Below are 18,259 nucleotides of genomic sequence, written 5' to 3' on the forward strand. Positions count from 1 at the left end.
AAAGTCAAAGAAAACAATCGGATCCGGCAGCCGGTGGCGGAAAGAATTCACATCACTTCTTACACATCGGCTTACACTTGTGTAAGAAATATTCCTACATGTGGACAGCATCCACGGGCACTGCAGCACTCAGGAGCCAGGTCATGAAAACCGCACAACGTCGCCGCAGCCAGCCCCGGCTGCGCACTCTGGTTGCCACCCTCCGTAACGGCCACGGACTGATGGTCGGGGTGGCCAGTCTGCCGCTGCTGATGTCGCCCGCGGCCTGGGCGCAGGCGATACAGGCCGATGGCCAGACCTTGACCACGGTGACGACGGCGGGCGCGGTGACCGACGTGCGGACCGCGACGGTGTCCGGCAACACCGGCTTCAACTCCTTCAAGCACTTCAGCGTCAACGCGGGTCACACGGCCAACCTGCACGTGCCGGGCGGCGCTCTGAACCTGGTCAACATCGTGCGCGACACGCGCACCGACATCCACGGCACGCTGAACGCCATCCGCGACGGGCGCATCGGCGGCAACGTCTATTTCGCCAATCCGCACGGTTTCGTGGTCGGTGCCGGCGGCATCGTGAACGTTGGCGCAGTGTCGATGAGCACGCCTACGCAGGCGTTCGTTGACCGCTTCTTCACCGCGCCGGGCGTGGTCGACGCCGGCGCGCTGGCTCAGTTGCTGAACGGCACGGCGCCGCTGTCGTCGGCGGCCATCCGCATCGACGGCCGCATCAACGCGATCGACGGCGTAGAACTGGCGGCCGGCACGGTGAGCGTCAAGGGTGCCGTGCTGACTGGCGCCCGCTTCGAAGGCCAGGCACCCGATTTCACCGACGTGGTCAATGCGCAGGGCCTGGCCATCGGCAGCCGGGTGGTCGAGCGCGCCGGCCGTATATATATAGCGGCGGCGGACGACATCGAAATCGCCGGCACGCTGGACGCCCGCGGCGGCGCCGGCACCGACGGCGGCGACATCACGCTGCGCGCCGGTCGCGACATCGTGGCCGATATCGACGCGATGGTGACGGCCGCCGGTGATGGCGAAAGCTCCGATGGTGGCCGCATCGATTCACTGGCGCAGCGCAACGCGGTCATCCGCAGCGGCGCGGTGATGGACGCCAGCGCGGGCTCGCGCGGTGACGGCGGCTTCGTCGAGTTTTCGGCCAAGGACACGGTCGAGCTGGCTGGCGGCCAGTTCTATGCGGACGGCCGTGGCGGCGGTACGGCCGGCCTGGTGCTGATCGACCCGCTGAACATCGTGCTCAGCCAGAACCTGCTGCGCGGCGCCACCGCATACAGCGGCGTACCGGGCGGCGCCGACAGCGGCGTCACCGTCAGCGGCGCCAACCTGCTGCTGCAGGCGACCAACAGCATCACGGTCAACGACAACATCGTCGTGTCCAGCCGACTGGTCAGCAGCGACCACGTGGGCGGCGTATCGACCGGCGACTCCGGCAACATCACCTTCGAAGCGCCGAATATCCTGCTCAAGTCCGGCAGCAAAGTGCTGGCGCACGGCGGCGGCCTTTTCAGCGGCGGTGATGTCACCTTCACCGCGCACAAGGTGTCGTCGGTGAGCATCCTCGGCTACCGCGAAGCCAGTGCGTCGATCGAACTGGACAACGCGACGGTCAAGGGTCGCAACGTGTCGATGACCGCATCGACCGACGTGCAGAACCGCTGGGTCTTCGACGAAGGCAGTTTCGAACAGAACGCGGCGAACTTCGCCACCGAAGGCGCCACCGGCCTGCTGGGCATCGGCGCCACGCTGCTCGGCCTGAACATCGTCCATTCGCAGGCGGTCGGCACCTCGACCATCACGCTGAAGGCGGGCTCGGTGGTCGAGGCGACGCAGGACCTGACACTGCTGGCCGACAACCTCACGTCGGCCGGTGCTGCGCCGGACACCGGCATCAGCGGCCCGGGCACCCAGGTGAACACGCCGCTGGGTCTGGGCGCGCTGTATGCGCGCAACAGTTCCACCGCGACCGTGGACGTGAAGTCGGGTGCCACCGTGCGCGCCGCCAACCTCAACGTGCGCGCCAACAACGACGCCACGCTCGAAGCATCGGTCGAAGCGGCCGATCCGGGCGAGGACGCCAGTTCGCAGATGAGCTTTGCGCTCGGCCTCACCTTTGCCGACGTTCAGGCAAACGCGACGGTAGAGGCCGGCGCCACGGTGCAGGTGTCGGGCGACGTGACGGTGGCGGCGACCAATCGCAACACCTTCACCAACTCGGTCACCGCGTCGCTCGGCAACGAAGGCAAGGCGGCGGCCGCGATCGCGGTAAGCCAGCTGTCGTCGGAAGCGAATGCATCGCTGAACGCCAACGTCGCCGACGCGACCAAGGTGCAGGTGCTGGCGATCAATGACAACACCTCGAATGCCACCACGGCCGAAGCCAAGGTCGGCACCTCGCTGAACGACGCCATCCTCGACGCGGCGAAGGAGAAGGCCAAGCCGATCACCGACACCGGCGGCTTCATCGAGGAAAAACTGTGGGAAAAGCTGCTCTCCGGTGCCGAGCCGGACGCCAAGGCGCAGAAGCCGCAATCGACCTCGCTGCGCATTGGCGGCGCCATCGCCTGGGTGGACAGCGACGCGACGGCGTCGGCCAGCATCGGCCCGAACGCCAACGTGCATGCCAGCGACCGCGCGGTCGTGGCGGCGCGCACGCTGGGCTCGGACATCCAGGTGGTGGCCGAGGCCTCGGCGATTTCCCAATCGAAGGACCGCGCCACCGGCAACACCGCCCGCAACACCTTCTCGGCCGGCATCGCCATCGGCAATTTCAGCCATGACGCGCTCGCCACCATAGGCCGCAGCGCCACGGTGACCGCACCGCGCATCGCGGTCGCGTCGGACGTGATCATTCCGGTGCGCGAGACGCTGATCACCGGCGGCAGTTTCACCCGCTGGGACGGCCTGTCCACGGTGAAGGACTGGTTCAACGACCTCACCGGCATCCTCGACGTGTTCAACGGCGCCTCGGCCGCCAAGTCCACGTCCGACAACTCGAACAACGCGATTTCGCTGTCCGGCTCGTTCAGCCTGCTGCAGTTCGATCACGCGGCGAAGACCGAGGTGCAGGAATCGGCGAAGCTGAACCTGACCGGCAACGCCAGCGGCGCCTGGACGGCAAGTTACGAAACCGTGGCCGACGACAGTTCGACCTCGGAAGACGAACAGGTCTTGCAGGACTGGTCCTTCGGTGCGCCAGCCGACATCAGTGCGAAGCGTGACGTGACGCTGCTGTTCCACGGCGGTCACTTCCTGCCGGGCGGCACCGGTGGTGGCAGCGGCAGCAAGGGCCTGGGCATGGCCTATACGCAGGAAATCCTGAACGGCGACAGCCTGGTGTTCGTGCGCGAGGGCGCCGCCATCCAGGGCGTAACCGAAAGCGTCAGCGGCAGCACCGCCGGCCAGCGCAGCTACACCGTCACCGGCACGCGCGCGACCGACGAAGTGAACATTTCTGCCGGGGGCAAGGATCTGGTCATTTCGCTGGCGACGATCGCTGGCTACGGATCGAGCTTCGGCATCAACGGCTCGGTGTCCATCGTCGAGGTGACGAACAACACGCGGGCGCTGGTCGACGACGAAGCCACGCTGCGCGCCGGCACGCTGTCGATCACCGCGCTTGACGAACCGGTGCTGTGGTCGATCGCCGGCGGCTTCAACAAGTCGGAATCGGCCGGCGTCGGCCTCGGCATCGCCTACAACGGCGTCACCGGCACCACCGAGGCGCTGGTCGGCGACAACGACAGCGAGGCGCTGAACGAAGGCGACACGCGAAGCAGCCAGCGCGCGATCACCAATGCCGTCATCCAGTCCGGCGACGTGACGGTGGAGGCGCGCGCCAGCGGTCGCATGGAGGCGATCGCGGTGACCGGCGCGGTGGCGGTCAGCGGCAGCAGCAGCGAAAGCAGTTCGCAGGGCGGCTTCTTCGGCAGCATCAAGAGCAAGTACGAAGAGGTGCAGACCAAGATCGCCGGCATGGTCGAACTGAAGCCGACCTCGACCTCGAAGCAGGGCAATACCAGCAGCCAGGGCACGCAGTCCAAGCCCAGCTTCGGCCTGTCAGCCGCCGGCAGCGCGGCGGTCAATGACGTGACGCTCGTGACGCGCGCGAAGCTGGCCGGCGTGACGGTGGATCAGGCGGATGGGGGCAGCGCGGCCAAGCTGACCGTGCTCGGCGTGTCAGACCTCGACATCGTCACCGCCTCCGGTGCGGCCGCCTTCACGCGCGCCAACAACCCGAGCCAGAACAAGTCGGCCGCGGTCACCGGCAGCGTGTCGGTGAACATGATCGACAACACGGTCGAAGGCCTGGTCGAGAACGCCGACCTGAACGACACGCAGGACGTGACGGTGCAGGCGCTGGCCGGCGGCGAGCAGCTGTCGATCGCCATCGGCGTTGCGGCCAACGCGAGCAGCAATCAGAACCAGAGTTCGTATTCGCTGACCGGCTCGCTGTCGCTGTCCATCATCGACAACACGATACGCGCCGCGCTGAATTCGACCGATCTGACCGGCGCTGCCGGCGGCGGCCGCGCGCTCGACGTGACCGCCTACAACCGCATGTTCATCGGTACCGGCGGCGGCACGCTGGCCATCGGTGGCAAGACCGGCGCCGGCGGCGCGGTCACCTATTCCGATGTCGCCAACATCGTCACCGCCGAGATCGCCGGCGGTTCGACGGTGAGCGGCGTCGACAGCGCGGCCGTGCGCGCCTTCAACGCGACCGAGATCGGCGCCGGTGCTGCGCACGGACAGGCGTCTGCGTCGAACAACGCGAATTCGATCGGCGGTGCGGTCGTCATCACCGAAATCGACAACGACACCACGGCGCAGATCGTCGGCCTGTCCTCGGTCACGGCCACTGGCGCGGTCGACGTACTGGCGCAGGACCGCGGCGCCGATGCGGCACTCGAAGACACGATAGAGCCCGGCAACCAGCGCGAGAACACGGTCAAGGGGCTGGACTACTGCGGTCGCAGTGGCGCCGGCGCGACGCCCAGCGGCAACTGCATCACCTCGGTGGCCGGCATCCTGCAGGTCAATATCGGCAGCAACAGCAATGCGGTCGGCGCGTCATTCAACTGGAGTTCGATCGACAACGACCTGACCGCGAAGGTCGAGAATTCGAAGGTCGACGTCACCGGCGCGGCCGGCCGGCTGAACGTGAAGGCGGAATCCGACGTGCTGATCACCTCGATCGCCGTCGGTGTCGGCGCGTCGAGCAAGGTGTCGGGTGTCGGCTCGGTGTCGGTCAATTTCATCGACAACGATCTGCTGGCGAACGTCAGTGCGCCGCAGGGCAACACCGCCTTCGACGACGTGTCGGCCGCCAGCGTCACGATAGAGGCGAAGGACCGCTCGCGCATCGACACGCTGGCCGGCGGTTTCTCGGCCAGCATGAACAGCGTGGCCATCGGCGCCTCGGTCGCCTACTCGGAAATCTTCAACACGGTGCAGGCGCAGATCGACCGCGCCCATGTCGACGCCGCGGGCACGCTGAGTCTTACTTCGCTGTCCGACGCGCGCATCCGTAGCCTGTCGGTCGCCGGCGGGCTGGCGCTGGGCAGTTCGCCAGCGGTCAGTGCGTCGATCTCGGTGAACTTCATCGGCAACCGGACCGAATCGACGGTCGATGACGCGCTGCTGGAAGACAGCGGCGACGGCAACACGGTCACCGTCAGTGCGACCGACAGCTCGCGTCTGCAGTCGCTGGCCGGTGCGGTCGCTGTGGGCATCGGCGGCAGCGCGGTCGGCGGCGCCTTCGGCTACAACAAGATCGGCAATACGACGCTCGCCTCGATCGATGACGCGACCGTGCGCAACGCGTCGGCGCTGAGCCTGACCGCGCTGGAGACGGCCACCATCGAGACGCTGGCGCTGGCCGCTGGCGGCGCACAGAGCGTGGCGCTGTCCGGTTCGATCACCCTCAACCACATCGGCATGTATTCCGGCGACACCAATGCCGGTGGCGAAGGCGGCAACGTCACCACCGCCGAAATCGTCGGCAGCACGCTGGAGAACGTCGACAACGACTCGGCCATCACGCTGCAGGCATCCGACACATCGACCATCAAGTCGCTGGCCGGTGCCGCCGCCTTCTCGGGCAACGCAGCGGTGGGCGGAGCGGTCGGCGACAACTGGGTGCGCAACACGGCGAAGGCGCGCGTCCATGACAGCACCATCGGCGGCGCGGCTTCGCTGACGCTGACCGGCAGCAACACGGCGCTGATCGAATCCGGCTCGGTGGCCGGCGCCGGTGCGGCTACCGGTGCCTTCGCCGGTTCGGCATCGAGCAACCGCACGGACAACAAGACGGTCGCCGAGGTCACCGGCTCCGACATCAGCGGCGGCACCGCTGCGGTGTCGGTCAACGCGGTCGACAGCGCGCGCATCAATGCGCTGGCCGGCGCGGTCGGCATCAGTGGCTCGGCCGGCGTCGGCGCCGCCATCGCGGTGAACAAGATCGCCAATTCGACGCACGCCACGGTGTCCGGTCTGAAGAGCAGCGGCTTCGACGTGACCAACCTGATCCTCAGCGCCGATTCGCTGGCGACGATCAAGACCGCGGCAGTCGGCATTGGCGGTGGCGTCGATGTCGGCGTTGGCGGATCGGTGGCGGTCAACCTGATCAACTCGGACACCCGTGCGGTGATCAAGGAAGGCGCCGACATCGAAGCGCGCGACAACGTCGCGGTGCTGGCCGAGTCGGACGACAAGATCACGGTGCTGGCCGGCGCGGCCGGCATCGGCATCACCGCCGCCGGCGTCGGCGCGTCGGCCACGGTGAACGAGATCGGTGGTGCGACCGAAGCGGCCATCCGCGGCAGTTCGGTGGCGGCACGCGCGCAGCAGGGCAGTGGCGTCAGCGTGAACACCGGCGAGATCGGCGGCGTGAACCTGCGCGCCAGCATCGACCGGATGAACCAGAGCGGCGGCGGCTATTCTTCGTCCAACCCCTTCGTCGCGCCCGACCTCGTCGCGTCGCGCACGCGCGAGAACGTGCGCGGCATCGCGGTCAATGCGACCTCGACCCACCAGACAACGACGGCTGTCGCCAACGTCGCCGGCGGCAGCTTCGCCGGCGTCGCGGCCACCGTTAGCATGAACATCATCGGCGGCGAAACCACCGCCACGGTGACCGACTCGGTGCTCAATGGCGGCGACAACAGTGCCGCCAGCACTGCGCAGGCGGTCAGCATCAAGGCGGCCGACCACGCCTACGGCAACACCTTCATCGGCTCGATCGCGGTCGGCCTCGCCGGTGTCGGCGCGTCGGCCGACGTGAACGTGTTCGATCGCGACACACGTGCCGGCGTCAGCGGCAGCACAAGTTCGGTCACCGCCAAGGGCGCGGCGACGGTGAAGGCGCGCTCCAGCCAGGGCGTGTCGTCCATCGTCGTCGGCGCCGCTGGCGGTGCAGTGGCGGTGGTGGGCAGCGGCTCGGTCGCCAAGTTCACCAGCACCACCGAAGCCTATTCGGACGACGCCGTCTGGCGCGTCGGCGCGCTCGACATCCGCGCCGACCACGACTCCGTCTTCCTGGTGGCCGGAGGCGGCCTGGCGGCCGGCGGCGTGGCCGGTTCGGGCACCTTCGCGGTGGGCCTCGATACCAGCACGACCGAGGCCCGCGTCGATGGCGGCGGTATCGATGCCGACGGTCAGGTCAACGTGATGGCCGACAGTTCGACCGAAATGCGCACCTGGGCCATCGGCGGTGCCGGTGGCGGTGCGGCCGGCATTGCCGGCGCGGTGGCGGTCGGCATCATCGATAGCACGACCACCGCCAAGGTGGTCGACAGCCGGGTCGGCAGCGCAGCGGACCGCAGCGGTGGACTGGCGGTGCAGGCGACCGACAGCGTGGTGACCGAAAGCCGCGCCGGCGTGGCGGCGGTCGGCGGCATCGGCGGTGCAGGTGCCGGTGCCTCGGTGACCAAGGTGGACAACACGACGACGGCCACCATCCAGGACAGCAATGTCGACGTAGACAACGACATCGCGGTCACCGCGCGCGCCGAGCGCAATATGTCGAATGCGGCGGTCGCTGCGGCGGCCGGCGGCACCGTCGGTATCGGCGGTGCAGTGGCGGTCACGGTGATGAATGCCGGCCTGAGCGGCGACGCGTCGGACGAGGCGGACAAGGACAACAATGGCACGCTGAGCAAGGCCAATGCCTTCTCCAGCGGTGACCAGCTCAAGACCGGTGATGACGAAGGGAACATCAGCACCGGCAGCAACTTCTCGCAGTCGGACATCACGCGCATCAACGCCAGCGGCAAGGTGGCAGCCAAGGGCAGCGTCAGCGCCGCGCCGGACGGCTCGACGCGCGCGACCGTGGTCGATACCGCCAATACGGCGGCCAATACGCTGCGCGCCGGCGGCAACATCCGCATCACGGCGTCCGAGAAGGACAAGGTGGATGTGCTGGTCGGTGGCGGAGCGTTGGGCGGCATTGCCGGCGTTGGTGCAGCGGTCGGCGTGCTCGACGTGCGCCACGATGTGCGGGCGACGACCGACGGCGCGATCACGTTGCGTGCCGATACGGGTGACATCGAACTCGACGCCAGCACCGGACGGCTGGAGGCCGGCACGGCGGCGGTGAACGTGAAGAGCTATCAGGCGGCCGGCGGTCTGGTCGGCGTCGGCGCTGCGGTGGCGACGGCCGATCTGGCCAATACCGTCGTCGCCAAGCTGGGTGATGGCACCCAGGCGACGGTCGGCAGCGCGGCCGGCGACGTGCGCGTGCTCGCCGGTGACGCGATGGACGCCAGTGCGCACGCCGAAGGCTACGCAGTAGGCGTGGTGGCGGCCGGCATCGTCATCGCACGTGCCGACAAGGCGGGCAGCAGTACGGCGCAGATCGGCGAAGCCGATACCACCAGTCAGGCGGCTGCGACTTCGGTCACTCTGGGCGGCGGCGCGCTGGCGGTCGAGTCGACACGCAGCGACGCCGTCAGTGCAAGTTCGAAAGCCGGCTCCGGCGGCGTGGCAGCCGGTTCCGGATCGGAAGCGACGGCCAGCGCCACGGGTGCGGCACGGGCGGCCATTGCCGACCGGGTGACGGTCAGTGCGCCGGGTTCGGCGATTTCGGTCGCCGCACGCAGCACGCCGAAGGTCAGTGCGGTTTCGCGTGGCTACAACGGCTCGCTGGCGGTATCGATCGGCGTGTCGCTGGCGGAAGCAACGGCGGCGACCCAGTCCTACGCGACGATGGGGCGCAACAACAGCATCACCGCCGGCAGCCTGTCGCTGAACGCTGCGACGCTGTTGCCGACGCTGGGCGAAACGGCCTACTCGTACGCGAACGCCACCGGCGGCTCGCTGCTGGTCGGTGCCAATGGCAGCGATTCCTGGGCTGGCAGCACGGCGCTGGTTAACGCGACGGTGGGCGGCAACAACAGCTTTGCCATCAGCGGCAGCACCAGTCTGAACGCGTCGAACCAGACGCGCCAGACAGCGGAAACCAGCGGCGTCACGATAGGCGGTCTGCTCGCCATCGGCGCCAACCTGGCATCGGCCACGGCCGGCTCGGTCACGCTGGCGTCGATCGACAACGGCAACACCGGCAGCGTCGGCTCGGCGCTGTCGGTGGTGGCCACCGGACACGACCAGACCTATGCTGACGCCGAAGCCGGCTCCGGCGGTGTCATCGCCGGCGCCGTGGCGGTGGCGTCGACCCGCAATCTGTCGAACACGCAGGCGCTGCTCGGCGGCGGCACGACGGCAGCGGCGCTCAGCACGGCGACAGACGGACGCATGGAGGTGCGCGCCGACCACACCGCCACCTTCAATTCGCGCGTCGACTCGCTGTCGGCCGGTGTCGTCGGCGCCAGCGGTGCGCAGGCGCGCAACGATATCGATGCGCGCGTCGTGGCCGGCATCAAGGCCGGTGCCAACCTGCGCACCTGGGATCTGGACGTGCTTGCGCTGAACCAGACGCGCAAGCCCTGGCTCGCCGAATTCAACGTGTTCGCCGGGGCCGGCGGTCTCGCCGGCGGTGCGGCGGGTTCCAGCGAAACGACGGTGGACAACATCACGCTGGTCGAGGTGGGCGACGGTGCGCGTGTGCGCGTGCTCGGCGACGAGGACGACCCCGGCCGCACCAACTTCAACGCGGTGTCCGACGTGATGCTGCGCGACCGCGCCAAGCTCGAGGCCGGCGGCGCGATCAGTGCGGCCGACGCCGAGGCCAAGGCGTGGCTGAACGCTACTCCGCTGACGCCATCGGCGGACGACATCGGTCGGACCGAAGCGCGCGTCGGCAACAATGCGGTGATCGACACCGTGGGCGACTTCAATATGGCGGCGCGCGATGTGGCCGACGTCGAGGTGCGCGCCAATTCCAAGACCTGGGGTCTGGCCGCCTATGCCGACGGCTACTCGCTGTCCGACCTGCGTGTCCGTTCGCGGGCTTCTGTCGGCAGCGGCAGCGATATCCGCGCGGATGGCTTCATCAACATCGGCGCCGGGCGTGATGCCAATGGCGCGCGCAACACGTTCTCCACAGTCGCGACGGCCGACCTCTACAACAACGCGGCAGTACCGATCTCGAGTTCGGACTGGGGTGCCGACGCACTGCTGAACCAGGACAACCAGATCACCATCGTCGGCACGCTGCGCAGCGTGAAGGACGTGAACCTGAGCGCCGACAAGGGTTTCGGCCATCGCGTCGACGGCCAGGGCGTGGCACGCGACCTCTACAGCCAGGCGGCCAGTGCGATCGCCAGCGGGGTGAGCAATCTGTTCGGTGGCGGCGACGTATCGATCGAACAGAACAGCGGCCGCAGCATCGAGCAGTCGCGCGCCGGCGTGTCGGTCAGCGGGCTGGTCGACGCCGGCATCCACAACCAGCAACTGATGACGATCAACGAGACCGGCAGCGGTGCACCGACGCTGACGCTCAGCGTGCAGGTGCCGCGCGAGGGGCAGGGGGCCGAGTGCCGTACGCCGGGTACCGCTGGCTGCACCTATGACACGGTGACCAAGCAGTACTGGATCACCCGCTCGGACGGCATGGAGCTGCCGACGCTGAGCGTCGAAAACCTGCAGGACAACCTGCGCACACGCATCAACGCGCTGAAGGAAATCCGCGGCAACTACCAGGGCACGACCAGCACCGGTGCCGATGCCAGCAATCCGGAAACGGTGGCGGCCTTGACCGCGGAAATCAATTTCCTCGAACAGCAGATGGCCGATCTGTTCCCGGCCGGTGGCGCCAATGCGTCCATCGCCAATGCGGCCTTCATCGTGATGCCCGAGGTCGATGCGCGTGGTGGCAACATCAACGTGATCGGCGACAACCTCGCCGGCAACGGTCGCCTCAATGCGCGCGGCGAAGCGAAGATCGAAATCATCAACAACAGTTCGGCCTTCCTGCGGACCGATGAACTGATCATTCCGGAGGACGCGACCGGCCGCCTCACGCTCAATGGCGTCGCCATCCTGAACACGCCGGGCGGCAATCCGACCACCGGACAGATCAATGCCGCGCTGAACGATCGCAACCAGGGCGGCACCGCCGCCTTCTCCAGCGTCGGCATCGCGCCGAATTCGCCGGCGCCGTCCATCACCGTGCGCAACACCTATGTGCCGGCCGATGGCGACACGCGCGCGCCGGATATCGAAGTGGTGGGCAACATCAGCAACCTGCTCGGCTCGGTCACGCTGGAAAGCGAACGCGGCAGCGTGCTGGTGCAGCCGAAGGATCCGCTGAACCCGCTCACTGCGCCGAACATCCAGGCGGCGGACATCAACATCACCGCCGGTCGCGACTTCGTGTTCAGTTCGCCGTCGGCCTTCTATCACACGGCCGGCAACCCGCGTGACATGTGGGGCGGCACGCGCACGCCGAGCGGCAACAGCGGCGGCCTGGCCAACAACTACGAAGACGGCACCGCAGCGAGCGGCTCCAGTACCGAACAGCGCGACGGCACGGGCGGCCCGACCATCGCCGGCAACAACATCTTCATCAGTGCGCGCTATCTGAACATCAACGGCCTGCTGCAGAGCGGCCTGCCTGACCGCAGCATCGTCATCGGCGACGACGCGCGGGTGAACCTGAACATCGGCCCCTACAAGACCGCAACCACGCTGGCACAGGCGAAATCGAACTACGACGCGCTGGTGGCGGCGGGCATGAAGCCCTCCGATCCGCGCTTCCGCATCAGCAACACCGAAGGCAACATCGTGGCCTTCTTCAATGCAGAGCTGAATCGCGTCGAGCTCGAGCCGGTGAAGGTCGAGGGGGGCAAGCTCGAACTGCTGGGCGAAATCCTGAACACCGGCGGCGGCCGCATTGCCGCGATGGACGGTTACGGGCGCTTCAACATCGACAACCGCAGCGGTTACGACATCGTGATCACCGGCCTCGATACCGGCAACGACATCGAAGGCAAGGTGCGCATCACAGACTACCTGCGTCGCTGGGATCCGCTGGCCAACGGCGGCCAGGGCGCCATCGTCACCAACTCGTCGCAATCCAGCACGCAGACGCTCGCCTATTACAACAGCCTGACGCCGGTGACGCGCGAGGTCACCCGTCTGGGCAATGACGTCAAGACGCGCGATCTCATCACCACCACCGACGCCCAGAACAAGCTGAAGGAGGTCGAGGTCAAGCGCTACGACGACGTCGCCGGACGCGACACCGGTTACGCGCCGGTGAACGGACAGACCTATACCTGGGTGACCGGTCAGCGCAACACGACCAACACCTACTCGCGGTACGAGAAGGAAACCAAGTTCTGGTTCTTCCCCGGCAGCTGGTCGCTGGCGGACCGCACTGCCTACCGGAGCTGGGACGATCCGACGCCGCTGTCCGAAGGCGAGTACACGAAGATCGACACCGGCATGGGCAACACGACCTACCGCTACCAGCGGCGCGACGTGACCACCGCCTTCCGTTCCTGGGACCGCGAGGATTCCGAGTGCTCGGCCTTCCTCTGCATCTGGAAGTGGCACACCTACGAGGTGTGGACCGAAACCGGCTCCAAGCGCTACAACACGCACACGGTGAAGGCCGATCATTCGATCCCGATCAAGTTCATCGGCTACGACAGCGGCCAGGTCGACATCCGCAGTCGCGCGGACATCATCTTCGCTGGCAGCCTGACCAACCGCACCGGCACGACCACGGTGGACGCTACCGCCGGCAACGGCCTGCCGGGCGGCGCCATCACGGCGGAAAGCGTGCGCGGCGTGATTACCGCGCAGAACCTGACGCTGCGCGCCGCCGAGGGCATCGGCAACACGCTGACACCGTTGCAGATCGACATGCTGGGCAATGGCGCGGTGACCGCCATCAGCGCGCACGGCGACGTCGGTTTGCGCGAAATGAGCGGTGACATGCGGGTGAGCGAGGTGCGCACCGACAACAACGGCCGCGTATTCCTGCAGGCCGATCGCGACATCGTGTCGGCCGGCAGCGGCAATGCGGTGCGCGTGCAGGGCGGCGGCGTTGAGCTGCTGTCCAGCTCCGGCCAGATCGGCACCGACGCGCAGGCGCTGGTGGTGCAGACCCAGGCCACCGCGCAGGGCGGGCTGAAGGCCAGCGCAAGCGGTGACATCCACCTGATGCAGCCTGATGGCGACATGCAACTGGACAAGATCGAGTCGCAGTCCGGCGACGTGACGCTGACCGCGCTCGGCGGTCGCATCACCGACGGCAACCGCAACGAAACGCGCGACACGCGCGCCGAGGCCGAACTCGACGCGCTGTGGAACGACCTGCGCCTGCGCGAATCCGACGGCGCGGCCGACAGTCTGGCCGACGCGCTGAAGGGCCACCGCTCGCAGATCAGCCGCGAGTACCAGGAGTATTGGTCGCTGCGCAACGTCGAACTGATCGAGGACCCGCAGAACGCCGGCAGCTTCGTCTATCGCGCCGACAGCTACAACGCGGCTACCGCGTCGACGCGGCTGCGTACGCTGCACGACAAGCTGAGCGGACTTGGCATCTCGCTCGGCAGCACCGGTGCCAGCTACGACAGCAGCTTCAGCTACGTCGGATCGGCGGCGACCGACAGCGTCATCGCCGGCATGTCCGACGGTACCCACGTGTGGACGGACAACCAGGTGCGCTACGGCGTCAGCGCGGCGATCTACAACAAGTCGACGTCGGACACGGAAACGCGCGTCGAACAGCCCAACGTGGTCGGTCGCCACATCGTGCTGAACGCCAACAGCGCGAACGGCGGCGTCGGCCGCGACGAGGGCCAGTTCACGGTGAGCATCGCCAGCCTGACCGCGCTCACTCCGGAACAGCGCCGCGCGCTGTCGGCGGCGGAAGCGGACGACGTGGCGATTGATACGGTGGCCAAGACCGCCACCGTGCTCAAGCGCGACGACGTCGACATCGCCACCACGGCCGGCGGTTCGGTCACCGTCAATGCGCGCGGCCATGTCTTCCTCGGCGCCGACGATTACGACCGCAACGGCACCGTGCTGCCGGGCGACATCAACCTCGTGTCGCTCGATGCGACCGGCGGCGGCGTCGATTTCAGCAAAACGATACGGCTCAAGGTGTCCGGCGGCATCGTCGACGCCAGCACGACGAATGCGCCCAATCTGCGCGGTGGCAGCACCATCATCGAAGCGGGCAACGGCAGCATAGGCAGCGCGGCCAAGCCGATCACACTCGACCTGGGCGAAGCGGCGACACTGACGGCGCGCGCCTCGACCGGGATCTGGCTGAACGAAACGAACGGCCCGATGCGGGTGGCCGAGATGTTCTCTGGCAGCGGCGGCATCCATCTGACGAGCGCCGGCAGCATCCTGAGCGCCAGTGGCCCGCAGCGCGCGGTCGCCATGCAGACGAGCGCCGGTGACATCGATCTGGTGGCGCTCGGCGGCAGCATCGGTGCCGACGGCGAGCCGTTGCTGATCGCACAGGGTGCGGGCGGGCTGGTCAATGCGCAGGCCAGCGGCGACGTGCATCTGTCCGGTACGCGGGCGGTCGAGCCGGGCCTGTCGCCGGCGCTGACCGTCGGTAACGTCAGTGCCGGTGGTTCGATGTCGCTCGCCGCACCCGTCGGCGATCTGCATCAGACCGGCGACGCCGAAGCAGCGGGCGATATCGCGGTGCAGGCCGGGCGCTACCTGATGGACGACGGCAGCGTGCTGCGCGCCGACAGCGGCACCATCGCGATCGACGCCACCGGCGACGTCGTGGTCGGCCGCATCGAGGCGACGAACAACGCCACGGCCGACGCCATCCGTATCACTACGGACAGTCGCATCCTCGACGGGGGCGACATCGGCACTTACGATCTGGTCGCCGCCACGCCGGGGGCCGGCGTCACGCTCGACGCCGCCGGCGGCGTCGGCAATGCGAGCTGGAACAACGGCGCGCCGCGCGCGATCGCCGACGCGCTGGAAACCGATATCGCGAAGATCGACGCCATCAGCACCGCGGGTGGCGTGCACATCGACGAGCGCGACGACGTCGAGATCGGCAGCGTCGAGGTGCGGCAGGACGCGTGGATACGTGCGGCGGGTGACATCGACAACGGCACGGTGTACGCCTCGCACGGCAATATCGACCTGCTGTCCGGCGGCAAGGTGACGGTGCTCGACGCAACCGCCGATCTGGGCAGCACGACCGTGATCGCCGAGGACGACATCCTGATGGACGCGGTCACCGCCGGCAACGGCGTGACGCTGGAGTCGAACAACGGCAGCGTCAGCGTGTCGCGCATCACCGGCGACATCCTGTCGCTGTCGGCGAAGAAGGATCTGAATCTCGGCACGCTGAGCGTCGGCCGCTCGCTGTTCTTCAATTCGGAGTCGGTCACCGCGCGCATCCTGCACACCCGCAACGACGCGCCGCTGGCCATGCGCGCGGTCGGGCGTGGTGGCGTGCCGGCGCGTTGGGTCGATCTGACCATCAACAGCGAGGTCGGCGTGCGCTTCGACCGCTTCAGCGCGCTCGACGCCGAAGTGACGATGGAGCGCGGCTTCCTGCGCATCGACCAGGGCCGCATCGAGAACCGCGCACGCTTCATCAACCCGGTCAGCAACATCTATATGGACAACCTGACCACGGTGGTCGAACCGGCCGACGTGCAACTGCATCATCCGGGCAAGACCTTCGGCAACATGCTGCTCGACGACTGGCTGCTGGTGACCGACCCCTATGTCGTGATGCGCGATCCGCTGCACGAGGTGGTGATGAACACGGTGCTCGACTACAGTGGCCGCGAGCAGTCGCGAGAGCTCATCGTCACCCGCGTCAATACGCCGGACAAGCAGTCGGCAGCCGGTCAGGTGCCGCAGATCGCGTCGGTATCGATCAACGTGCCGCTCGACATTCCGGCCGTCAATTCCGGTGAGGAAGAGAGCGAAGAAGAAGCCGAGGCCCGTCGCCGGGCCGAAGAGGAGGTTGTCGAGTGAGTCGTGCTCAGCGTCGGACGAAGATGGGGCAGGGCGCTGCGTGCGCACTGGTTTCGGCGTGCTGCCTGCTGCTGTCGCAGCAGGCGGGCGCGCAGGCGGTGCCGCAGATTCCGGCAGCCGCCGATCCGGGCGTGATCCAGGAACGCTCGCGCGACATCGAACGACGACTGCGCGAGGAGCGCGAACGACGGCCAGACGACACGCCCACCATCGACGACGACGCGCTGAAACCGGCGCCGGTCAAGCCGGGCGCCGGTGCGCGCTTCATGCTCCGGCGCATCGATTTCACGCGCTCTGAGCTGCTGGATGAGTCCATGCTGCGCGGGCTGGCGGCCGGACTCGAAGGGCGCGAGGTCACGCTGGGCGAGGTGCAGGAACTGGTCGACCGCATCAACGCGCTGTACCGCGAACGGGGCGTGCCGACCGCGCAGGCGGTGCTGCCGGCGCAGGAGGTGGCCGATGGCGCGATCACCATCAAGCTGGTCGAGGGCCGCGTCGGCAAGGTGGTGATGAGCGGCAACGACAGCACCTCGGAGGCCTTCATCCGCGAACGTCTCGGTCAGAAACCGGGCGAACTGGCGGACGTCGCAGCGCTCGAGCGCAGCATGGTGCGCTTCAACCGCACGCAGGACGTGCAACTGCGCGCCGAGCTGAAGCCGGGCGCCAAGTTCGGCGAAACCGATTTCGCACTGTCGGTGAAGGAACCGCCGAAGCACGAAATGCGGCTGTTCGCCGACAGCAGCGGCAGCCAGGCGACCGGCGTCTATCGGGTCGGCGCCTTCTATCAGAACCGCAGCCTGCTCGGTTTCCGTGATGCGCTGGGCGTCACGCTGGTCGGTGCCGACGGGCACGAGGGCAGGGCGATCTCGTACAGCTTTCCACTTGGTACGCTGGGCACGCGGCTCACACTGTCGTGGTTCAACGACCACACGCGCATCATCGACGGCCCCTTCCGGCCGTTGCGTATCCGCGGCGAATCGACGGCGTGGACTGCGCTGTTGCGGCATCCGGTGCTGATTGGCGGCAACTACCAGCTCGATCTGCTCGGCGGTGCGAAGAAGCGCAAGACCGAGAGCTGGATTTCCGGGCGGCTGTTCCAATCGACCGACATCGACGATCTGTCGCTCGGCGTCGATGGCCAGTGGTGGGAGAAGGACCGCATCTGGACCGGTTCGCTGACCTACTCGAACGGCAAGGCCGACCCGATCGACGACATCGTCAGCACATCGTTCTCGATCTGGCGTGGGTCACTGCGCCGCGTTCAGGACCTGTCGGACGGCTGGTCGGTACAGAGCAACCTTGCCTTCCAGTACACGCGCGACGAGAACCTCACGTCGAGCGAGCAGTTCCTGATCGGTGGCGACAACAGCGTACGCGGCTACCAGACCGGCCTGTTCAGCGGCGACAAGGGCCTCGCCGCGTCGATCGAACTGCATCACCCGCTGCCGCAGCCGCCGGTGGCGCCGGTGCGCACGGCCGGCTTCCTCTTCCTCGACTACGGCGCGACCCAGCCTTTCCGTCCGGTCGGTTCGACGCGCGGTACCGACACGCTGGCCAGCTACGGCTGGGGCGTGAACGCCAACATCAACGACCGCGTGTCGGCCCGCCTCACGCTGGGCCTGCCCATTCGCGACCGCGTGCAGGATCCGCGCAACTACTACGTGCACTTCCAGATCGTCGCGCAGCTGTTCTGAACGACGGCGACGCGGCGTCCGCTGACGGCGCTCCCGAGCGGCGACCCCGTCGCGGCCAGACGACGGCTCCCACAGCGTTGTGGGTAGTTCGACCGCTCCAGGACCTGCGCCGGGGCCGGGGGCTGTGGGAGGGGTCTTCCGACCCCGACAGCAGCGTGTATC

2 protein-coding genes are annotated in these 18,259 nt (G+C 67.6%); both read left to right on the forward strand.

What is annotated here, in order from left to right; all coding sequences use genetic code 11:
- The first annotated feature begins 143 nt into the window (after positions 1-143).
- A complete protein-coding gene (locus METFAM1_RS0103130; RefSeq protein WP_019918091.1) occupies positions 144-16,403 on the forward strand; it encodes a leukotoxin LktA family filamentous adhesin in 16,260 nt (5,419 codons plus the stop codon).
- Complete coding sequence (locus tag METFAM1_RS0103135) at positions 16,400-18,097, forward strand: ShlB/FhaC/HecB family hemolysin secretion/activation protein (protein ID WP_232419638.1); 1,698 nt, start codon at positions 16,400-16,402, stop codon at positions 18,095-18,097. Before METFAM1_RS0103130 ends, METFAM1_RS0103135 begins: the two co-directional genes overlap by 4 nt.
- The last annotated feature ends 162 nt before the right edge of the window (positions 18,098-18,259 follow it).

The organism is Methyloversatilis discipulorum (genome assembly GCF_000527135.1).
Classification (GTDB): domain Bacteria; phylum Pseudomonadota; class Gammaproteobacteria; order Burkholderiales; family Rhodocyclaceae; genus Methyloversatilis; species Methyloversatilis discipulorum.

Bases quoted from the DNA above. Each gene is read 5' to 3' on its own strand.
- METFAM1_RS0103130 (WP_019918091.1), top strand. From the start codon at position 144: ATGAAAACCGCACAACGTCGCCGCAGCCAGCCCCGGCTGCGCACTCTG.